Source organism: Dactylosporangium sp. NPDC000555, assembly GCF_040300025.1.
In the GTDB taxonomy this organism is placed as follows: domain Bacteria; phylum Actinomycetota; class Actinomycetes; order Mycobacteriales; family Micromonosporaceae; genus Dactylosporangium.
Map to the genome: position 1 here is coordinate 1 of NZ_JBEPDB010000069.1, position 20,798 is coordinate 20,798.

Genomic DNA, 20,798 nt, shown 5'->3' on the forward strand with positions numbered 1-20,798 from the left:
GAGGAGCCGCTGGCCGCGTACATCGCAGCCGGGCTGCGTAAGCACGGCTGCGCCGTGGATGTGGCCCACGACGGTCGGCAGGCGCTGGACAGATGTGACATCGCTCCGTATGACGTGGTCGTCCTGGACCGGGATCTTCCCACCGCCAACGGCACCCGCGGGGCCGGGCTCGGCCTGTCCATCGTCCGCGCGGTCGTCACCGCACACGACGGAGAGATCTCCGCCACCGCCCAGCCGACCGGCGGCATGGACATCGCCGTGCACCTGCAGGCCCCTGCTTCCGGGTGACGCTTCGGTTGAGAGCTGTGCGTGCCGCTCAGCGTGATCCCTGCAGCCGTCGTAGCCGGCCGAGTAGTCCCGGCCTTGTCGACCGCCTCGCTGCGGATGCCCTTCTGGCCACCGACGCATTGACCCATGGTTCGACCCAGTCCAGGAACATGACCGGTGCCCCAACGAGTTCACGAGAGCGTGGATAGCTGGACCCGTTGCCTGCCGGCAGCCATCTGTACTCGTGCGGGCCTCCTTGGCGGGACCAGTCGTTGTCCCACACGGTTCCGACACGGTCGCCGGTGACCACCATGATGGTGCGGAACGTGCAGCCGTGCTCGGCGATGATCAACGCACCGTCGACCAGCGAGTCGGATGCATCCTCATGCTCGTACCTGCCGGCGCACGCACCGTCGACCATCGTGAACGGTCGACGGACGTACGCGAACTCATCCCTGGCGAAATTGAGGCCCGGCAGGCGCCGCGGTTCTACCAAGCCGCCCCATCCCTGCCCGAGGTCCGCGCCGAAGGCGAGCATGAACGCGCGGTATTCCGCCGGGAGCGCCACCCCCAACTGGGCCTCCACCGCATCGAGGTTCTTGACCGTGACCGGCGTCGACGGCGGGCCGTATCCGCCGCCGCCGATGGGGCGGCCCCGCGCCTGCGCATCGAGGTCCCGGCGACGAAGCTCGGCGGCGATGTCCGCCAGGCGTTGGATGTCCATGTCGGGGCTCCCGTACTCCTGCCGGTCAGTTCCTATCCGGGACCGCTGATGGCTGGGCCGCTGATCTGCAAGGAGAGACCTTCGGGCGAGTCTATTGTCGCGACGTTCAGGCGCGCGACACCGGCTAGAGGTTACGACGGGGCTTCCAGGGTCACCACCAGGCCGTCCACGCAGCCGGCTGAACACGTCGATCGCCGTCGTCAGGTACGGCCGGCCGATCGGCAGACGGTGCCACTCGTCGACCACGATCAGAGTTCGCCGCCGACACAGATGACGGCCGGGTTGTAGCGGGTCACCACCTCGCAGACCGTGTCGCGGTCTGCGGCTGAGGGTCGGCGTGAAATCCGAGACCGGCGGGCCGCCCGCGCTCCCGGTGTCGCACCCACCTTTCGGGTGGTCGGGTATCCGACCACCCGAGGCCGGTCACCTCGGTGAGCCGTCGCATGGCCTGCTGTCCCCGCTGGTCGGCCTCGGATGCCCGTAGTGGGCGCAGGCGTGCTCGTCAGCTTGGCCAGTTCGACGGTGATGCACCAAGCGCGCGGCCCAGTAGGGTTGGACCGGTGATCGTCGTGCACGGCCTGGTGACCCCGGACGGAAGGCTGGCCTGCTGGGCCGAGACCACTGACGCACCGATCCTCCAGCGCGTCCCCACGCCGGCCGGCCAAGCCCCCCGGACCGCTCCCCCGGACTCCACCACTCCTCTCGCGCCGGTATCTTCGGCCGCTTCTCTCGCGCCGACCTCCACCGCAGACAGCACCGACGAGCTGGCCGCGCCCATCGACGGCGGCGGCGCACACCCTGGACCACGCCGCTCCCACCGGGACGTCCCCGCCCCGCACCCGTTCGCCGTCCTCCCTGCGCTCCCCGGCACCGTCACGACCGCCGACCTGTTGCTGCCGTCGACCCCCACCCGCCCGGCCGCGTCCCCGGAACTCGCCGAGCACTTGCCCACGACCCGCTCGCACGCCCAGCCGGCCACCCGCCGCCAGACGACGTGGACGGTCCCGATCGTCGTACTGCCCACCGGAACCGACCCCGAGGCCATCCTGACGACCACCCCGGACCTCCGCCCCGGCTCGTCGATCGGCTACCTGGCCGACGTGGCATCCTTCGCCGCGAGCCTGGTCGACCGCGGCCGCGTCCTGCCCACGCTCACCACCGAGCTCGCGCCCACGGCGGCCACCGATGCTCCGGCCGGCGGTGGGTCCACAGGGCGCGGCGCGGCGGTCCGGTCCACGGCCGGCGCCGAACGTTCACGGCCCGTCGCCGGCCCGGCGGCGCGTTGGCGCCCGGCGCTGTGGGGCGCCGACGCCGCGACGTTCGAGGCCCTGTGCCGCGCCATGCCCGGCGTGGTCCGGGCGGCGGCTCCGTGGCCGGTCGATGCAGCGACTCGGACCGCCCTCGACGTGACGGTCGACGCCCTGGTCCGGGCCCGCCTGCGCAACCGCCCCCTGCTCACGGACGGCCAGGTCCGCCACGACACGGTCGTACGCGCCTGGCTCGCGGCCCTCACCGCCCCCGACGCCCGCCTCCGCGCGGCCGTGACGGCGACGGGTCCCGCAGATCGTCCCACCCTGGACCGGACTGACCGCGCTGACCGGGCCGGCCCCGCCGAGCACGGCGAACGCACCGGCGAAGCCCCGACCGGCGCCCCCGGACCGCGTGCCGCTTCCCATCGCGCGCCGCAGGGATCGGCCGGCGGCAGCGCGACGCCACCCGCAGCAGTCACGACCGCCGCCGCGCAAACCCCCGTCGCCGCGCAGGTCCCTGCGGCAGCGAAAGCCGTCGGGGCGGCGGAAGCCGCCGCTGGCGGGTCCTCGGTGGCGATCCCCGAAGGGCCCGAGGTGGCGCGCCTGCGCGAGGTCGTCGAGCGGTGGTCGGGCAGCGGGCGGCCCGCGCCCGTGCGGACGTGCTTCCGCCTCACCTACGTCGAGGACCCCGACGACGAGGCGGCGGCCACGGCGGCGCAGGACGACGGGGTGTGGTTGGTGGAGTTTCTGCTGCAGCCCGCCGATGAGCCGGGGCTGCTCGTGCCGGCCGAAGACGTGTGGCACGACGCGGCGTCGCCGCTGTTCCGGTGGGTGGACTACCCGCAGGACGTGCTGCTGGCGGATCTCGGCCGGGCGAGCCGCCTGTGGCCGGACCTCGACGACGCGTTGCGGGTGCCGCGGCCGGTGTCGCTGCGGCTGGACACCGCCGGCGCGTACCGTTTCCTGACCTACGCGACCCTGCTGCACGACGCCGGCTTCGGGGTGCTGCTGCCGGCGCAGTGGCAGCGCCGCCAGGAACTGGGCCTGACGTTGACGGTCCGCAGCCGGCAGCCGGCGGCGCCGGTGCTGCGCGACACAACCGCGAACCGGGACGCGATCGTCGCCTACCGGTGGGGGCTGGCGATCGGCGACGAGTTTCTCAGCGAGGCCGACCTGGCCGAGCTGTCCCGGGCGAAGGTGCCGCTGGTGCGGCTGCGGGGCCGCTGGGTGCATCTGGACCAGGAGCGGCTGCGGGCGGGGCTGGCGTTCCTGCGCCGCGGCGGTCGCGGTGAGATGACCGCGGGCGAGGCGATGCGCCTGACCCGGCTGGTCCCGGAAGGGGACCTGCCGTTGCCGGTGACCGGCGTGGACGGTTCGGGTTGGCTCGCCGACCTGCTGACCGGCCGCGCCGTGGAGCGCCTGGAGTTGCTTGCCGAGCCGCCGTCGCTGGCCGCGCGGCTGCGCCCCTACCAGCGGCGGGGCCTGTCGTGGCTGGCGTTCCTGGACTCGCTCGGCGTCGGTGCGCTGCTCGCCGACGACATGGGGCTGGGCAAGACGGTGCAGGTGCTGGCGTTGGAGGCGCAGCTGCGTGGGCAGGGGCCGCGGCCGCCGACGCTGATCGTGTGCCCGCTGTCGGTGCTGGGCAACTGGCGCCGCGAGATCGAGCGGTTCACGCCGGGCCTGACGCTGCGCGTGCATCACGGCAGCGCCCGCCCGGGCCGGGCCGGCTCGTCCAATCCGTCCGATCCGGCCGGTCTCACCGATCTGCCCGGCGCCGACCTGGTCCTCACGACGTATCAGGTGGCGACCCGCGACGTGGACGTCCTGGCGGCGATCGCCTGGGACCGGGTGGTGCTCGACGAGGCGCAGCAGGTGAAGAACGCGGCCGGGGTCACCGCGCGGGCGATGCGGCGGCTGCCGGCCCGGCACCGGGTCGCGCTGACCGGCACCCCGGTGGAGAACCGGCTCACCGAGCTGTGGTCGATCGCGGACTTCCTCAACCCGGGCCTGCTGGGCGAGGCGAGTATCTTCCGGGCCCGATACTCGGTGCCGATCGAGCGGTGGGGCGACGCCGACGCGGCGCGGCGGCTGCGCCGGGTGACGCGCCCGTTTCTGCTGCGGCGGGTGAAGACGGACCGGGCGGTGATCGCCGACCTGCCGGAGAAGCTCGAGCGGCGGCAGTGGTGCAACCTGACGCTGGAGCAGGCGACGCTCTACCGGGCCGTGGTCGACGAGCTGTTCGTGAAGCTGCGGGAGGGCCGGGCCGGGCCGCAACGCAAGGGTCTGGTGCTGTCGGCGATGACGAAGCTCAAGCAGGTGTGCAACCATCCGGCGCACCTGATGGGCGACGGCACCCCGCTGCCGGGCCGCTCCGGCAAGCTCGCCCGGCTGGAGGAGATCCTGTCCGCGGCGCTGGCGGCCGGCGACCGGGCGCTGGTGTTCACGCAGTTCGCCCGGTTCGGTCACATGCTCGTGCCGCACCTGGCCGACCGGCTCGGCACGGGCGTGGAGTTCCTGCACGGCGGCACCGCGAAAGGCGCCCGCGACCGGATGGTTGAACGGTTCCAGGGCGGCGACGGCCCGGGTGTGCTGCTGGTGTCGCTGAAGGCGGGCGGGACCGGCCTGAACCTCACCGCCGCGAACCATGTCGTGCACGTGGACCGGTGGTGGAACCCCGCCGCGGAGGCGCAGGCCACCGACCGGGCATTCCGCATCGGTCAGCGCCGCGACGTGCAGGTCCACACGTTCGTGTGTATCGGCACGATCGAGGAGCGGGTCGAGCACATCATGGCGGGCAAGCGTGACCTCGCCGGGGTCGCGGTCGGCAGCGGGGAGGGCTGGCTCACCGGCCTGTCGACCGACGACCTGCTCGACCTTGTGACGCTGTCCCCGGAGGCGGTCGAGGATGCCTGAGCGCAGCTGGTCCCACCAGTTCATCGTCATGCTGGAATCGTTGCGGATGGGTACGACATTTTCTCAGGGCCGCCGCTACGCCCGCTCCGGGCAGGTACGCTCCGTGACGATCTCGACCAGTATCGTGACGGCGCTCGTCGTGGACGACGACGGCGAGACGTACCGTGCGAGGATCGGTGTCAAGGCGTTCACCGCCGCCGACTGGGCCCGTGTCGAGCGCGCCCTGGCCGGTGAGGCGATCCACGCCGCGAAGCTCCTGGCCGGGCACCTGCCCGACGACCTCGACACGATCCTGGCCGGGTTCGGTCTGTCGCTGTTCCCGCAGAGCCTGTCCGAGATCGTCCTGGACTGCTCCTGTCCCGGCTGGCAGAAGCCGTGCCGGCACCTGACCGCGGCCTGCTACGTCCTGGCCGAGGAGTTCGACGCCGACCCGTTCGGCATTCTCGCGTGGCGTGGCCGTGGCCGCGACGAACTGCTGGAGTCGCTGCGCGCCCACCGTGTGTCCGCCCTGGGGCACGTCGCTGGATCGACGCACCCGGCATCGCGCTCAGCCGGGCCCGAAAGCAGCGGATCCGGCAGCTTCTGGCAGTCCGGCCCCCGGCTCGGCGCCCCCGAGCCGGCCGTCCCCGGGTCCGTCCACCGCGGCGACGCGATCCTCGAACAGCTCGATCCGCTGCCGCTCACCGCCGGCCGGTTCGACGTCACCGACCTGCTACGTGGCGCATACCACACCTTCACGGACAGCAACGTCGAGTTGCCAGACCGCCGCGCCGGCCGGTAGCTTCACAACCAGTGGCGCGACGGCGCCGCGGTCAGGGCCGAGAGGCGCTGCGACGGACCCGGGCAATCGCCACGCACCACCATCGCCATCCGGGGTCCGCCACGCTCGGCCACTACTGACTCCCTTGACCCAAGGGCGCCTCCTGTCACCGGGAGGTGACCTCAGGTATGTCCGAAATCCGGTCCAACGACTCCACCACGACGGCTCCCGCGCACATCGCGGACGGCCACCCGTACCTGCAGCGGCTGGGCGGCGTCGACTTCGCCGTCGCCGACCTGTCGCTCGCCGCGGCCGGCCGCACCCAGATCCGCCTCGCCGAGCACGAGATGCCGGGGCTGATGGCCACCCGCCGTGAGTACGCCGCAACCCAGCCGCTGCGCGGCGCCCGCATCGCCGGGAGCCTGCACATGACGGTGCAGACCGCCGTGCTCATCGAAACCCTCGTCGCGCTCGGCGCCCAGGTGCGGTGGGTGTCGTGCAACATCTTCTCCACCCAGGACGAGGCCGCCGCCGCGGTCATCGTCGGCCCGCACGGCACCGTCGAGCAGCCCGCCGGCACCCCGGTGTTCGCCTGGAAGGGTGAGACGCTGCAGGAGTACTGGTGGTGCACCGACCAGCTGTTCCAGTTCTCCGGCGACAACGGCGAGATCCTCGGCCCGAACATGATCGTCGACGACGGCGGCGACGCGACCCTCCTCGTGCACAAGGGCGTCGAGTTCGAGACCCGCGGCGCGGTGCCACAGCCCGGCCCGGACGACGACGCGGAGTACCGCATCGTCCTGGAGACCCTCGCCGCCGGCCTGGCCCGGGACCCGCAGCGCTTCACCCGCATCGCCGCCGGCGTGCAGGGCGTCACCGAGGAGACCACCAACGGCGTGAAGCGGCTCTACAAGCTCGCCGAATCCGGCGAACTGCTGTTCCCGGCGATCAACGTCAACGACTCCGTGACGAAGTCGAAGTTCGACAACACGTACGGCATCCGGCACTCGCTGCTCGACGGCCTCAACCGGGCCACGGACGTCATGCTCGCCGGGAAGCTCGCCGTCGTGTGCGGCTACGGCGACGTCGGCAAGGGCGCCGCGGAGGCGCTGCGCGGCATGGGCGCCCGCGTCGTCGTCACCGAGATCGACCCGATCTGCGCGCTGCAGGCCTCGATGCACGGCCTGCCCGTCGTACGCCTCGACGACGTCGTCACCACCGGCGACGTCTTCATCACCACGACCGGCAACAAGGACATCATCAGCGCCGCTCAGCTGGCCCGGATGAAGCACAACGCGATCGTCGGCAACGTCGGCCACTTCGACAACGAGATCGACATGGCCGGCCTGGCCAAGCTGCCCGGCGTGACGAAGTCCGAGGTCAAGCCCCAGGTCCACGAGTGGACGTTCCCCGACGGCCGGTCGATCATCGTCCTGTCGGAGGGCCGCCTGCTCAACCTCGGCAACGCCACCGGCCACCCGAGCTTCGTCATGTCCAACTCCTTCACCAACCAGACGATCGCCCAGATCGAGCTGTTCACGAAGCCCGAGTCGTACGGCAGGCAGGTGTACCGGCTGCCGAAACACCTCGACGAGAAGGTCGCCGCGCTGCATCTCGAGGCGCTGGGCGTGCGCCTGACGGAGCTGACGAAGGAGCAGGCCGAGTACATCGGCGTCGACGTCGCCGGCCCGTACAAACCGGAGCACTACCGCTACTGACCGCCACCCGGCAAACCGGACATCACGCCCCCGGGCCGCGATCGCTCACCGCAGCGTCCACGGCCCGGGGGCGTACTCATGTACGGCGTCACGACTGCCGATCAGGGATCACGACGTCTAGCGTGTCAGGTGCCGCCCGCCCGCCACGGAGAGGACTTCACCGTGGTCGGGGAAGCCACCCTGGCCGAGGAGTGACACGCCGGCCCCGAGACCACGCGCAGCCGGGGAGGACTCGGCACTGCGGGCCCGGCGACCGATGAATCCGGCACCGCCGGCTCGTCTCAGGACCGAGGATCAGGACCGAGGATTCCGCATATGGAGGTACGCGCAATGGCGACAATCCTGTACTCCGCGACGATGTCCCTGGACGGATTCATCGCCGGCCCCGGCGGCGACATGGGCTGGCTGACACCCCACCTCGCCCCGAACCAGCTCATCGACGACCTGATCCCCCGCATCGGCGCGCTGATCGTCGGCAACCGCACGTTCGGCGGCGACGACCCGCACAAGGACACCGACAAGGCCGGCAAGCCCTTCGGCGGCGGCTGGGACGGCCCCCAGTTCATCGTCACGCACCGCCCCCGCCCGAACGCGAACGGCATCACGTTCGTGCCCGACATCCCGACCGCCCTGCGCGAGGCGAGGGCCGCGGCCGGCGACCGCTACGTCAACGTCCTCGGCGCCGACATCGCCCGCCAATGCCTCGAGGCCGGCGAACTCGACGAGGTCCTGACCCTGATCGCCCCCGTCCTGCTCGGCGACGGCACCCCACTGTTCGACCACCCCGGCGGCACCGAGGTGCGCATGGAACAGTTGCACGTGAGCCACACACCCAAGGCCATCAACGCCTGGATGCGGATTATCAAATAACCGCAATCCGGTAACCGTAATTCAGTAATTCGGCATGGTGCGTGACCGGTCGTCGCGGCCCTCGGTGGCCTACCCACCGAGGGCCCCACACCAGATCCAAACACCGTCCGCTAGGCAACTGGCTCCACCGGGCGGGACTCGCGGGCAGCGCGCAGAGCGCCAATGGCGAGCAGCACCGGCCCCGCGAGTGCCACCGCCACCTCCACCGCCGCAGACGCGTCGGGCGAGCCGCCAACCGCGACAGTCAGCCCGGTCGCCACCGAAGCGACCCCGTCGAAGTCCGAAAACACCAACCAGGCCGACGCGGTGCCCATGAGGTTGCTGAATGCGATAGCCTGCGCCACGGCCACCAGCAACGCCCCGCCCGGCAACAGCCAGCCCCGGTCGCCACGCCGGCCAGCCAGCGCCAGTACCGCCACAGCCACCAAGGTCGCCAGCAGCGCCGGCCACACGATCCCGAGCAGATCCAACACAGCGCCTCCGTCGACCCGGCCCGCGACATCCGCGCCGACCACAACCAGCAGCAGCACCGCGAGGACCGTGGTCAGCACCCCCCGCTTCGGCCATCGCCGTCGAGGCAACCCGAGCACACCAGCCGCGAGGCACAGGACGCCGAGCAGTTGTCCCACCGCGGCTATCCGCTCCTGGTCAACACCGCGCCGCCAAGGTGCGCCGCGTTCATCGATGGACGCGGAAAGAACGTCGTCAACGACAAGGCCGCCCGACGGTTCACGGAACCAGAACAGCCGCATGGCCAGGACCGCGGCGAGCAGCCCGACACCAGCGGCGATCGCCCACCGCACGCGTGGATGCGCCGCGCGGCCGGCGACCAACACGTATCCGACGAGCGTGGCCAGCGCGACCGAGCCACACTGCAGTGACACCTGCCAGGCGGAGAACAGCGCCGCTATCACAGCCAGCACGCCCGCCCCACCGGACACCACCACGAGGACGCGCACGAGACGCACGGCCGAAATCCTGCCACAGCCGCCGACGCCCTTGCTCCCCAGACTGGCGAAACCAGACTGGCGAAAACCGGTGGCAGGCAACCGGCGCGGCCGGGCGTACAACTCCCCGGGTGTTCACGATTCTGCGCAAGCCATACGCGGCCGGCCTGGCGGCAACGAACCTGCTCGTCCGCCTCGCCGGCGGGGCCGTGGCCCTCGCGCTGGTGCTGTTCGCCGAGGCAACCCGGGACTCGTTCGCGGCGGCAGGCCTCGTCGCAGGCTGTTTCGCCGTCGGTACCGCATGCGGCGCGCCCCTCACCGGGCGGCTCGTCGACCGGCTCGGCGCCACCCCGGTACTGCTCGGCACCGCCGCCACCCACGCCGGGGCACTGCTGGCGATCGCCGGCCTGCCGCACGCCCCGCTCGGCACGGTCGCCGCCGTGGCGGTGCTGGCCGGCGCGGCCCGGCCACCGGTCGCCGCCTGGATGCGCGGAATCTGGGTCGCGATCCTGGACAACGAACGGGATCGTCGCGCGTCGTACCGCTTCGAAAGCGCACTGCTGGAAATCGGCTTCATCGCCGGACCCCTGATCGCCGGTCTCGTCGCAGCCCTCGGCCGACCGGCGCTCGGCCTCGTGCTCACCGCCCTCATCGCCGCCTCGGCCACAACCGTGTTCGCGCTGCTACCACCCGCCCGTACCACCGCCCAACACCGCCCGGCCGAGGCACCGTCACCAAACGCGACGACACTCCCGGCAGCAGCGCGGCCAGGAGCCGCATCGTCGACGACGCCGCTGCCGGGAACCGCATCGGACACCACGCCGCGAGTCACGGCACCGTCACAGACGCGGACACGGGCCGGCGGATCGCGGGACGTGCTCGGCGCATTGCGGTCCAGCACCATCCGGACACTGGTCGTGTCGCGCACCGCGCTCGGGATGACGATCGGGGCGATGCAGGTCGCGGCGGCCGGGTTCGCCGCCGGGCAGGGACGGGCCGGGTTCGCCGGAGTCCTGCTCGGCGGATTCGCCGTCGGCAGCCTGATCGGCAGCGGGACGCTACGACTGCGACCAACGGTGCTCGCGGCGCTCATGTGCGTCGCGCTGACACCACTGCTCCTGCCGGTCGGGTTGTGGTGGCTGGCCGCGCTGTTCGCGGTGGCGGGGGCGCCGCTGGCGCCGCTGAACGCGGTCGCGTACGAGGTGACGGAGCGCGCCGCGCCCGCCGGGACCGCGACCGAGGCCCGGATGTGGACGAGCACGGCGACGATGGCCGGTACCGCACTCGGCACCGCCATCGCCGGGACCGTCATCGAGCACAGCTCGGCGCGCGCCGCGGTGCTCGTCGCGGTGGCGGGTGCGGCGGCCGCGCTCACCGTCGACGCGCTCGGGCGGATCGGCGCTCTCGGCAATCCGGCCAGCCACGGCGCCTGATCCGGACCAGCACGAAACGGCCGGCAACAGAACAGACGGCCGGACCCGGGCGGTCGGACAGGAGGCTCATCTGCCGGCCAGGCGCCAAAGCGACGTGACTTCCGCAGCCCGGGCAGCGTGGAGAGGATCAGCGATCTCCCTCACTCGTGGGTGTCGCGGCCTGGTGTCAAACCTGTCCACCACCCGCAGGCCCGCCGCCTCGACGCCGGCCAGCAACTCGCCGCGCGTCCTGAGCCCGAGGCGCTCGGCCAGATCGGACAGGATGAGCCATCCTTCACCTCCCGGTTCAAGATGCGAGGTGAGTCCCGCCAAAAAGCTGCGGAGCATACCGCCGCCCGAGTCGTAGACGCCGTGCTCCACGGCGGAGGTCGGCCGGCCAGGAATCCAAGGCGGGTTGCACACCACAAGGTTCGCCCGACCCTCGGGAAAGAGGCAGGGACCCACGACGTCGACGCGCCCGGCGAGACGCAGTCGGCGGACGTTTTCGCAGGCGCAGGCCAGAGCCCGCGCACTGACATCGGTGGCCACGATGTGGTCGATTCCCCGATGAGCCAGCACGGCTGCGAGCACTCCCGTCCCCGTACCGAGATCGAATGCGGTGCGACGACCCGCCAGCGCCGGCAGCGGCGTATGCGCGACAAGGTCGACATACTCGCCCCTGACCGGGGAGAACACACCGTAGTGCGGATGAATGCGAGCGCCGAGAGCCGGTACCTCCACACCCTTCACACGCCACTGATGCGCTCCGATGACGCCCAGCAGCTCGGTGAGCGAGACAGCCACCGGCGCAGACGGCCGACCGTATGCCTCGACGCATGCTTGTCGCACATCCGGGGCCCTGCGCAGGTTCAAGCGGTAGTCGTCTTCCAGCACAACGACGAGCCTGCCCAACACGCGGGCACGGTGGCCGCGGGCCCGGCGGTACAGGTGGAAGGACTCTGCCGGACTGTCACCGTGCCGAAAGGGTTTCCGGTCGATGCGGCGGCTCATCGCTCGCAGAAGCTGACGTGCGTTGTAGAAGTCGCCCCGCCACAGCAAGGCAGCGCCTTCGCAGGCCAGACGGTAAGCAGCGTCGGCCTTCATGCGGTCGCTCACGCTGATGACCTCACGGGGAGGCGGGGTCGCGCTTTCGGAATGCCAGTGGGCGGAACGGGGCATGTTCGTCTCGGTCCAGCGGATCGTGGACACCACGTACTCCTCGTGATCGAACGTGCAGGGCACGAAGAGCACTTCGACGAGGAGCAGGAGAAACAGCCCGTGCTACAGCACGGGCGCTGTCAGGCAGGCAGGGCTACCGCTCCCGCGTCGAAGCGCGAGAGGAGAAGTCGCCGAGAACCATGCCGAGCGTCACGACCAAGCCCTTTCAGAGAGACGACGTACGAGACTCGCACAGTCCCCCTGTGCAGTTCAACCGCAACCTCGCACCGAACCTGACCGCACACTGCCGGATGGACCCCCGCCCTCACCGGCCCCGCAACGCCGGGCCACATCCACCCCGTAGACTTCCAGCAATGGGGATGGTGCACACCGTCGGGCTGGTCCTGCACCCACGCCGCGACTCCAAACCGGCCATCGACGCCATCATCGACTGGGCCAGGACACACGAGGCCACCGTCCTCGGCCTGCCCGACGAGGTCGACCGCATCGACTGCAGCGCCGTCGCCGTCAACGCCGACGAACTCGTCGGCCGCGCCTCCCTCGTCGTCAGCCTCGGCGGCGACGGCACCATGCTGCGCAGCATGCGCCTGCTGTCCGGCAAACCCACCCCCGTCCTCGGCGTCAACCTCGGCCGCCTCGGATTCCTCGCCGAAATCAGCGTCGACGAACTCCCCCAAGCCCTCACCGCCATCGACGCCCACCGCTACACCGTCGAACCCCGCATGGCCGTGCGCACCCAACTACCCGACGGCACCAGCGTCACCGCCTTCAACGACATCGCCCTCGTCCGCACCCCCGGCCACGGCCTCGCCGCCGTCGCCATCTCCATGCAGGGCTACCCATTCGTCCGGTACGCCGCCGACGCCCTCATCGTCGCCACCTCCACCGGCTCCACCGCCTACAGCTTCTCCGCCGGCGGCCCCATCGTCTCCCCCACCGTCGAAGGCATCCTCGTCGTCCCCGCCGCCGCCCACTCCGCCTTCAACCGCGCCCTCGTCCTGTCACCCGACGAAGACCTCGACCTCGAACTGCTGCCCTCCAGCGGCCGCCTCGTCGTCGAAGTCGACGGCGAAGTCCTCGGCGAACTCAACCCCGGCGACACCCTCACCGTCTCCGCTGCCCCCGCCGCCGCGAAGGTGGTGCGCCTCGGCTACACCACCTTCTACGAACGAGCCCGCAGAAAGCTCCAAGTCAACGGCAGCCTCGAAGTCGAACTGCCACTGTCCTGACCCACCACTAACTGTGGGCACGCTCCGGCAGACCGGACACCCGCAGCAACGCCTCATCGGCGTAACACCACACCCAGCCCTCACCCGGCTCGAACGACTGCACCAACGGATGCCCCGCACCGTGAAAATGCGCCGTCGCATGCTTCGCCGGCGACGAATCACAACACCCCACATGCCCACACGTCAGGCACAACCGCAGATGCACCCACCGGCCACCCACCGCCAGACAGTCCTCACAACCATCCGCCGACGGCTCGACATCATTGATCATTTCCAGATGGTCACAACCATTGCTCACGCCACCACCGTAGCCCGCACCAGCCCCTCCCGCGGCCCCGCCTCGCAGAGCGCATAACGCATTCGTCGCACGCCGAAACCCGTGGTTGGATTGACCGCATGGCCAAGCCAGCGATCTTGACGGTCGACGACGACCCCGCCGTTTCCCGCGCAGTCTCCCGCGACCTGCGCAGGCAATACGGCGAGGAATACCGCATCGTCCGCGCCGACTCCGGCCAAGAGGCCCTCGACACCCTCAAAGAACTCAAACTCCGCGGCGAACAGGTCGCCGTCCTCCTCGCCGACTACCGTATGCCCGGCGTGAACGGCCTGCAGTTCCTCGAAGCCGCCATGGACCTCTTCCCCCGCGCCCGCCGCGTCCTGCTCACCGCATACGCCGACACCGACGCCGCCATCCAGGCCATCAACATCGTCGACCTCGACCACTACCTCCTCAAACCCTGGCACCCGCCAGAGGAGAAGCTCTACCCCGTCATCGACGCCATGCTCGAAGCCTGGAAAGCCGCCCCCGACCGCCCCGCCGCCGACGTCAAGATCGTCGGGCACCGCTGGTCCGCACCATCATTCAGAGTCCGCGACTTCCTCGCCCGCAACATGGTCTCCTACCGCTGGTACACCACCGACGACGCCGAAGGCCAACGCCTCCTCACCGCCGCCGGCCTCACCCCCAACGAAGTACCCCTCGTCATCACCACCGAAGGCAAAACCCTCCTCAACCCCACCGAAGCCGAACTCGCCACCCAAGTCGGCCTCACCACCACCCCCACCACCGACTTCTACGACCTCGTCGTCGTCGGCGGCGGCCCCGCCGGCCTCGGCGCCGCCGTCTACGGAGCCTCCGAAGGCCTCCGCACCGTCCTGCTCGAGCAACGCGCCACCGGCGGCCAAGCCGGCCAATCCAGCCGCATCGAAAACTACCTCGGCTTCCCCGACGGCGTCTCCGGCGCCCAACTCACCGACCGCGCCCGCCGCCAAGCCGTCAAATTCGGCGCCGAACTCCTCACCGCCTGCCGCGCCACCCGCCTCGACGTCCAAGGCAACACCAGAATCCTCCACTTCGAAGACGGCACCACCATCGCCGCCCACGCCGTCATCCTCGCCACCGGCGTCTCCTACCGCCGCCTCACCGCACCCGGCCTCGCCAACCTCCACGGCCGCGGCGTCTACTACGGCTCCGCCGCCACCGAAGCCCCCAGCTGCGCCGACCAGGACGTCTACATCGTCGGCGGCGCCAACTCCGCCGGCCAGGCCGCCATGTTCTTCTCCCGCTACGCCCGCAACGTCCACCTCATCATCCGCGCCCCCAACCTCAGCGCCTCCATGTCCCAATACCTCATCGACCAGATCGCCGCCGTCCCCACCATCACCATCCACCCCTGCACCGAAATCGCCGCCGCCCACGGCGACGAACACCTCGAACACCTCGAACTCCGCCCCGTCGACGGCGGCCCCACCCGCACCGTCGACGCCTCCTGGCTCTTCATCTTCATCGGCGCCGAACCCCGCACCGACTGGCTCGATGGCATCGTCCAGCGCGACTCCCGCGGCTTCGTCCTCACCGGCCCCGACCTCCTCACCGGCGACGCCCCACCACCCGGCTGGCTGCTCGGCCGCGACCCCTACCACCTCGAATCCAGCATCCCCGGCGTCTTCGCCGCCGGGGACGTACGCGCCGACTCCGTCAAACGCGTCGCCTCCGCCGTCGGCGAGGGCGCCATGGCCGTCTCACTCGTCCACCGGTACCTCCTGGAGGGACAATGACCACCCCCGGACGCCGCCTCGCCCCCGCCGAACTGCGCCACCTCTTCCTCTTCGAAAAACTCGACGACGCCCAACTCGACTGGCTCGCCGCCCGCGGCTGGGTCGTCACCCACCCCGCCGGCGAACCCGTCTACGTCGAAGGCGAACCCGCCACCTGCTTCGTCGTCCTGCTCTCCGGCACCGTCTCACTCAGCCGCAACGTCCGCGGCGACGACGTCGAGGTCTCCCGCACCGACCAGATCGGCGTCTACGGCGGCGCCACCCAGGCATACCTCGGCGACCAGGTACCCCAGCTCTACAACAACACCATGCACGCCATCACCGACGTCGAGGTCTACGAACTGCCCGCCGCCGAGTTCGGCCCCACCATCCGCCAATGGTTCCCCATGGCCATGCACCTGCTCGAAGGCCTCTTCTTCGGCATGCGCAACATCAACAACGTCACCGCCGAACGCGAACGCCTCCTCGCCCTCGGCTCCCTGTCCGCCGGCCTCACCCACGAGCTCAACAACCCCGCCGCCGCGGCCGTACGCGCCACCGCCATCCTGCGCGACAAGGTCGCCGGCATGCGCCACAAGCTCGCCATGATCGCCGACGGCCGCCTCGACGGCGAGAAACTCCACAGCCTCGTCGAACTCCAGGAAGCCGCCGTCAAAAAGGCCGGCAACGCCACCAAACGCTCCGCCCTGCAGACCAGCGACGCCGAGGACACCATCGGCGACTGGCTCGACGAGCACGACGTCACCGGAGCCTGGGACCTCGCACCCACCCTCGTCGCCGGCGGCGTCGACGTCCCCTGGCTGCAGGCCATCGCCGACTGCATCGGCGACCTCGACCTCGAACCCGCCATCCGCTGGCTCTCCTACACCATCGAGACCGAACTGCTCATGGGCGAGATCGACGACGCCGTCGCCCGCATCTCTGGCCTCGTCGGCGCCGCCAAGCAGTACTCACAGCTCGACCGCGGCCCGTTCCAGGTCGTCAACGTCCACGAACTGCTCGACGCCACCCTCGTCATGCTCAACGCCAAGATCCCCAATGGCGTCCGCGTCATCACGAAGTACGACCGCGACCTGCCGAACATCCCGGCGTACGGCGCCGAGCTCAACCAGGTCTGGACCAACCTCATCGACAACGCCGTGTCCGCCATGCAGGGCAACGGCACCCTCACCATCACCACCTCGCTGGACCCGACCGGCGGTTGCCTCGCCGTCGAGATCGCCGACACCGGCCCCGGCATCCCGCCCGACGTGCGGCCCCGCATCTTCGAGCCGTTCTTCACCACCAAGCCCGTCGGCGAGGGCACCGGCCTCGGCCTGGACATCAGCTACCGCATCGTCGTGAAGAAGCACCACGGCGACATCCGCGTCACCTCGGAGCCCGGCGACACCCGTTTCGTCGTGCTGCTCCCCCTCCACGAAACCGCCTGACGGCGCCGCTTCTGTAGGTGCAGTTCGGCGCGAAGCGCCGATCGCTGTTGAGGAAGTGTGCCGTCAGGCACACCCCGTAAGGCGTCCTAGGATGCTAGGACGAGACGCCACCCTGCAGTGGCGCGCCGAAGACCGCATCCACCACCACCGCAGCCCCCAGCGGTGCGTCGAGCCGAACGGTGACCGGCTGCCGCTTCAGTAGCGCCACGCACTCACGGCTGGTGCGGGCGCCCCGGAGGGCGGCGACAACCACCACGTCCGGCGTCTGGTACACGAGCCCGCTCGGCGCATCCTCACATGCGCCGATGTCGACGGTGTAGGTCAGTTCCAGATCCTGCGTACCGGTGAGCCGGCTAGCCGACGCGAGCCCGACGAGGAGTTCAGCGTCCATCGGCGGTACCGAAGGATGCGGCACCGGCGAAATCTCGGTGTCCGCGACGGCGACGCGGGCCACCGGCGACGGTAGCTCGGCGACGGTGAACAGCCACGCCGGCACCGTCGCCGCGCCTCGGCTGGTGCGGATCGTGGTGCTGCCCAGTTCGGCGCCGGTGACGGTGAGCTGCGCACAAGTGTGCGGCGCGGGCACGCCGACCGAGCCGCTCGGGTCGCTCGAGTTGGCCGGGTTGGTCGGCGCGGGCGCGGCCGGCGGCTCGCACGGCGGCTCGCCTTTGGCCAGCCGCTCGTACGCCGCCTGCGCGCCGATGAGCGGGACTGAGGCCGTCGTCCCGTCGGGGTACGCGATCAGCCCGGCCGGTGGTACTCGCGCCGGGAGCGCGACGTTGGTGCGGAACCAGCCGGCGGCCGACGCCACCCTCAGCTCATCGGTGAGGCCGCCGGGCGGAATGGTCAGCTCCTGCAACGGTACGAACCCGGCACGCCACGTGCCGGAGGCACCCGTGAGCGCCGCCTGCCACAGGTCCGCGACCTGCAGTGCGCGGGCGTTGAAGGCGGTCTCCGATTCGGCCGGCGAACGATCCGACGCGGCGCACCCGGCAAGAGTCAGGCATCCGGCGAGCAGCATGGCGGTGACGGTCCTGGCATGAGACATGACGCTTGGACGCAGCCGGGCACGGCCCCGGTTCCCGGGCCGGCGCGCAGGGTGGTGCCGATCGCGACGACCGGCACCACCTCGAGATGTGCGGCGGTCACGGCGTCAGGGCGAGGCGTTCTCGGCGGCGTTGTACAGCGTGAGGGTGTCGCCGTCGTAGTACGGACCGAACACGGGACCCTGCGGGTCCGGGTTGATGCCGTACGAGGTGTTGCTGACCGCGATGCCCAGGCCGTTGGCGTAGTCCCGCAGCCACGGGCCGCCGCTGGAGCCTTTGCCCAGGTTGCAGTTGAGCTGCTGGTCGGAGTTGGTGATGCTGCGCCGGCTGAGCTGACCCTGGCAACTGGCCTGCTGCTCACCGCCGGCGACATTGCTCGGGTACCCGATGACCGCCGCCGCGGTGGTCGATGTCGCCGTCCGGGCCTGGCGGGTGGCCGGGTCGAACACTGGCACGAGGTCGGATCCGACGGCGACGCTCCCGGCCGTCGCGGCCGCGGACGGCGCCGCGCCGGCCACCCCGGGCGTCGCCACGGCGACCGCCACGAGAGTGGACATTCCGATGGCGATTCTGAGCAGGCGCACGTTTCCCTCCTTAGAATGATGTTGCAGCTTCACCTCCGCCGATGCTTTCAATCGCCAATTGACGGGTCAATGACCAAATGTGGACAAATACATTAATAAACGCTTGCCAATTTTTAAAGGTTTGGACAGAAACGATGCGGCGGCTTTCGCTGCGACTCAGCGCGCCTGTGAGCAGGCCGGATACCGACATCCGCGTTACCACGTGCCGAGGGTCTCCGCGGCGCTGCGTGAAGCGTTCGTCATCTCAAACAGCGCGAGGCCACCCTCGGACTGCCAGACACCGGTTGAGCGAGACGGTCGAGCATGGGCATCCATGCCGGCCGCTGCGAGCGCTCCCTATACTCGCCAGGATGGCGACATCACCCGCTGCCGTTCGAGACCTTGGCCTTGAACTGCAAGAGCTCGGATGGGTCAGCGACTTGATGGTGGCAGGGTCGTTGGCCACCGGCGATTACATCCCCCGCATCAGCGACCTTGACCTGGTTGCGCTCGTCGATGGGCGCGTCGACACCGGCCGGCAGGCAGCACTCGCAGCCATCCATCGTCGCCTCGACAGCGAAAGCGGCGCGGGGTTCAAGCTCGGCTGCGTATACGTCGACGCCGCCACCATCTCCCACATCGAGATGCAGCATCCGACCTGGACTCACGGCCAACTCTTTCAACGCATCCTCTCCAGGGTCACAAGAGCAGAATTGGCGCGACACGGATACGAAGTCTTCGGGCGCTCGCCGCGCGACGTCTTCCCCGAAGTCTCGGCGGACGACATACGAGCGGCGGCCCCACGCCGAGCTGACCGGCTACTGGGCCTGGGCCGCTCGACGTCCATGGCTATGGCTGGACCCCACCATCGCTGAACTCGGTCTTACATCCATGGCCCGGGGCCGCCACGCACTCGACAAGGGCGAACTCCTCACCAAGACGCAGGCCATCAAACAAGCGCACGCCCCTACCCGGCTGATCAACCAACTCAGCGCCAGACGGCGAGGCGAAGCCATCTCCTCACCCCGAATACGGATGGCCTTCGTCGCCTGGCGCGACGCCCGCCGGACAGTCGCTCACGCCAGACGCGCCCTCTGATCCCGGAGTCCGCACTCGTGATAGCCCGGGTGGGCCCGAGGCTGCCGGTGGCAAGGTCGCCGAGCACCTGGCCGCCCTCGAAGACATGGAGGCCATCCTCCGGCCCGCACGGCGCCCCTGACAGCGGGTCAGTCGGGCAGCAGCGGGACTGTCGGGCCCTGGCGGCGGCCCAGCAGGGACGCCCGCGTCAGCGCCGAGGCGCCGAACCGGTCCCGGACCAGGTCCAGCGCGGTGTCCAGCTCGGCGCCCGAGGTCACGTCGAACGGCAGCTCCAGCTGCCGCGAGCCGTCGTCGTCCAGGTTGGCCACGGCGACGCCGATCAGGGTCAGGCCCCGGTTGGCGATGTCCGAGGCCGAGGCGGCGTGCAGGCGGCGTACCGCGTCCAGGAGGGTCTGCGTGTGCGACGTGGGCCGCGCCAGGGTGTGCGAGCGCGTCGCCCGGCTGAAATCGGCGAAGCGCAGCCGCAGCACGACGGTGCGGCCCGTGCGGCCGGCCGCGCGCATCCGCCGCGAGACCCGGTCGACGAACTCGGCGAGGACCGCCTCCTGGAACGGCCGCGGGTGCGGGCCCCGGCCCAGGGCGCGCTGGGCGCCGATCGAGCGGCGCCGGCGGCCCACGACGACCGGGCGCGGGTCGCGGTTGTGCGCCAGCGCGTGCAGGTGGCGGCCCTGCCCCTCGCCCAGCATCGAGATCAGCGTCGCCTCGCCGAGGCGGGCGACCTGCCCGACCGTGCTCACCCGATGGGCGTGCAGCTTGGCCGCGGTCACGGTGCCGACGCCCCACAGGCGCTCGACCGGAAGGCGGTGCAGGAAGTCCAGCTCGTCCGCGGGCGGCACGAGCAGCAGGCCGTCGGGCTTGGCGACGCCGCTGGCGACCTTGGCCAGGAACTTGGTGCGGGCCACGCCCACAGTGATGGCCAAGCCGACGTCCCGGCGGACCCGCTCGCGCAGCCGTTCGGCGATGCCTACCGGGGCGCCGGCGATGCGGTGCAGGCCGCCGACGTCCAGGAACGCCTCGTCGATCGACAGGCCCTCGACCACCGGGGTGGTGTCGCGGAAGATCTCGAAGACGGCCTTCGAGGCGGCCATGTATGCCGACATGCGCGGCGGCACCACGACCGCCTCCGGGCACAGGGCACGGGCCTGCCGGCCGCCCATCGCGGTGCGCACGCCGCGGCGCTTCGCCTCGTAGCTGCAGGCCAGCACCACTCCCCCGCCCACGATGACCGGGCGGCCACGCAGGCGGGGGTCGTCACGCTGCTCGACCGAGGCGTAGAACGCGTCGAGGTCAGCGTGCAGGATGTTCGCGCCACCCGACACGAACATATGTTCGCA

17 protein-coding genes and 1 pseudogene are annotated in these 20,798 nt (G+C 70.7%); 10 read left to right on the forward strand and 8 right to left on the reverse strand.

Annotated features, from left to right (window positions below; translation table 11 throughout):
* Positions 1-288, forward strand: a 288-nt coding sequence (locus ABT297_RS31615) for an ATP-binding protein (RefSeq protein WP_350556065.1), incomplete at its 5' end; no start/stop codon positions are given.
* A gap of 28 nt (positions 289-316) precedes the next feature.
* On the opposite strand, the gene ABT297_RS31620 is transcribed toward ABT297_RS31615, so the two are convergent.
* Positions 317-1,237 (reverse strand): SMI1/KNR4 family protein, encoded by a 921-nt coding sequence (locus ABT297_RS31620; RefSeq protein ID WP_502885679.1) that lies wholly within the window; start codon positions 1,235-1,237, stop codon positions 317-319.
* A gap of 314 nt (positions 1,238-1,551) precedes the next feature.
* Here ABT297_RS31620 and ABT297_RS31625 point away from each other — a divergent pair, with 314 nt between their 5' ends.
* From ABT297_RS31625 to ABT297_RS31640, 4 genes are all read left to right on the forward strand, one after another.
* Positions 1,552-5,154 carry a DEAD/DEAH box helicase gene (locus ABT297_RS31625; protein WP_350556067.1) on the forward strand — a complete coding sequence of 1,201 codons (3,603 nt, stop codon included), beginning with the start codon at positions 1,552-1,554 and terminating at the stop codon, positions 5,152-5,154.
* Entirely contained in the window at positions 5,147-5,935 is a 789-nt protein-coding gene (locus ABT297_RS31630; protein ID WP_350556068.1) for an SWIM zinc finger family protein, read from the forward strand. Before ABT297_RS31625 ends, ABT297_RS31630 begins: the two co-directional genes overlap by 8 nt.
* A 167-nt stretch (positions 5,936-6,102) precedes the next feature.
* Positions 6,103-7,632 (forward strand): adenosylhomocysteinase, encoded by a 1,530-nt coding sequence (ahcY, locus tag ABT297_RS31635; RefSeq protein ID WP_350556069.1) that lies wholly within the window; start codon positions 6,103-6,105, stop codon positions 7,630-7,632.
* Between the two features lie 330 nt (positions 7,633-7,962).
* A complete protein-coding gene (locus tag ABT297_RS31640) occupies positions 7,963-8,502 on the forward strand; it encodes a dihydrofolate reductase family protein (protein ID WP_350556070.1) in 540 nt (179 codons plus the stop codon).
* A gap of 110 nt (positions 8,503-8,612) precedes the next feature.
* Here the strand turns inward: ABT297_RS31640 and ABT297_RS31645 are convergent, their stop codons facing one another.
* Positions 8,613-9,470, reverse strand: a complete 858-nt coding sequence (locus ABT297_RS31645) for an aminopeptidase (protein ID WP_350556071.1) — start codon at positions 9,468-9,470, stop codon at positions 8,613-8,615.
* 110 nt (positions 9,471-9,580) lie between these two features.
* Here ABT297_RS31645 and ABT297_RS31650 point away from each other — a divergent pair, with 110 nt between their 5' ends.
* Positions 9,581-10,882: an MFS transporter gene (locus ABT297_RS31650; RefSeq protein WP_350556072.1), complete on the forward strand. Its 1,302-nt coding sequence runs from the start codon at positions 9,581-9,583 to the stop codon at positions 10,880-10,882.
* Between the two features lie 66 nt (positions 10,883-10,948).
* Here the strand turns inward: ABT297_RS31650 and ABT297_RS31655 are convergent, their stop codons facing one another.
* Positions 10,949-12,112: a methyltransferase gene (locus ABT297_RS31655; protein ID WP_350556073.1), complete on the reverse strand. Its 1,164-nt coding sequence runs from the start codon at positions 12,110-12,112 to the stop codon at positions 10,949-10,951.
* Between the two features lie 281 nt (positions 12,113-12,393).
* Between ABT297_RS31655 and ABT297_RS31660 the strand changes: the two genes are divergently transcribed.
* Positions 12,394-13,269, forward strand: coding sequence for an NAD(+)/NADH kinase (locus ABT297_RS31660; protein ID WP_350556074.1), 876 nt, complete (start codon positions 12,394-12,396; stop codon positions 13,267-13,269).
* A 7-nt stretch (positions 13,270-13,276) separates the two neighbouring features.
* Here ABT297_RS31660 and ABT297_RS31665 read toward each other — a convergent pair whose 3' ends face one another.
* On the reverse strand, positions 13,277-13,540 hold the full coding sequence (locus ABT297_RS31665; protein WP_350556075.1) for a UBP-type zinc finger domain-containing protein: 264 nt from the start codon (positions 13,538-13,540) through the stop codon (positions 13,277-13,279).
* Between the two features lie 125 nt (positions 13,541-13,665).
* Between ABT297_RS31665 and ABT297_RS31670 the strand changes: the two genes are divergently transcribed.
* Positions 13,666-15,327 (forward strand): NAD(P)/FAD-dependent oxidoreductase, encoded by a 1,662-nt coding sequence (locus ABT297_RS31670; protein WP_350556076.1) that lies wholly within the window; start codon positions 13,666-13,668, stop codon positions 15,325-15,327.
* Positions 15,324-16,757 (forward strand): ATP-binding protein, encoded by a 1,434-nt coding sequence (locus ABT297_RS31675; protein WP_350556077.1) that lies wholly within the window; start codon positions 15,324-15,326, stop codon positions 16,755-16,757. The genes ABT297_RS31670 and ABT297_RS31675 overlap by 4 nt, the downstream gene beginning before the upstream one ends.
* Positions 16,758-16,851: 94 nt before the next feature.
* On the opposite strand, the gene ABT297_RS31680 is transcribed toward ABT297_RS31675, so the two are convergent.
* The 3 genes from ABT297_RS31680 to ABT297_RS31690 all read right to left on the reverse strand — a co-directional run bounded on the left by ABT297_RS31680 (position 16,852) and on the right by ABT297_RS31690 (position 18,589).
* A complete protein-coding gene (locus ABT297_RS31680) occupies positions 16,852-17,778 on the reverse strand; it encodes a hypothetical protein (RefSeq protein WP_350556078.1) in 927 nt (308 codons plus the stop codon).
* 132 nt (positions 17,779-17,910) lie between these two features.
* The gene (locus ABT297_RS31685) at positions 17,911-18,387 is read right to left on the reverse strand and encodes a hypothetical protein (RefSeq protein ID WP_350556079.1); all 477 of its coding nucleotides are present in this window, start codon (positions 18,385-18,387) and stop codon (positions 17,911-17,913) included.
* 10 nt (positions 18,388-18,397) lie between these two features.
* Positions 18,398-18,589, reverse strand: a complete 192-nt coding sequence (locus ABT297_RS31690; protein ID WP_350556080.1) for a hypothetical protein — start codon at positions 18,587-18,589, stop codon at positions 18,398-18,400.
* Positions 18,590-18,737: 148 nt separating this feature from the next.
* Between ABT297_RS31690 and ABT297_RS31695 the strand changes: the two are divergent.
* A pseudogene (locus ABT297_RS31695) lies at positions 18,738-19,464 on the forward strand (nucleotidyltransferase family protein).
* Positions 19,465-19,592: 128 nt separating this feature from the next.
* Here ABT297_RS31695 and dinB read toward each other — a convergent pair.
* Complete coding sequence (gene dinB / locus ABT297_RS31700; protein ID WP_350556081.1) at positions 19,593-20,783, reverse strand: DNA polymerase IV; 1,191 nt, start codon at positions 20,781-20,783, stop codon at positions 19,593-19,595.
* Positions 20,784-20,798: the final 15 nt, after the last annotated feature.

Bases quoted from the DNA above. Each gene is read 5' to 3' on its own strand.
- ABT297_RS31630 (WP_350556068.1), top strand. From the start codon at position 5,147: ATGCCTGAGCGCAGCTGGTCCCACCAGTTCATCGTCATGCTGGAATCG.
- ahcY (WP_350556069.1), top strand. From the start codon at position 6,103: ATGTCCGAAATCCGGTCCAACGACTCCACCACGACGGCTCCCGCGCAC.
- ABT297_RS31640 (WP_350556070.1), top strand. From the start codon at position 7,963: ATGGCGACAATCCTGTACTCCGCGACGATGTCCCTGGACGGATTCATC.
- ABT297_RS31660 (WP_350556074.1), top strand. From the start codon at position 12,394: ATGGGGATGGTGCACACCGTCGGGCTGGTCCTGCACCCACGCCGCGAC.
- ABT297_RS31665 (WP_350556075.1), bottom strand. From the start codon at position 13,540: ATGATCAATGATGTCGAGCCGTCGGCGGATGGTTGTGAGGACTGTCTG.
- ABT297_RS31670 (WP_350556076.1), top strand. From the start codon at position 13,666: ATGGCCAAGCCAGCGATCTTGACGGTCGACGACGACCCCGCCGTTTCC.
- ABT297_RS31675 (WP_350556077.1), top strand. From the start codon at position 15,324: ATGACCACCCCCGGACGCCGCCTCGCCCCCGCCGAACTGCGCCACCTC.
- ABT297_RS31680 (WP_350556078.1), bottom strand. From the start codon at position 17,778: ATGCTGCTCGCCGGATGCCTGACTCTTGCCGGGTGCGCCGCGTCGGAT.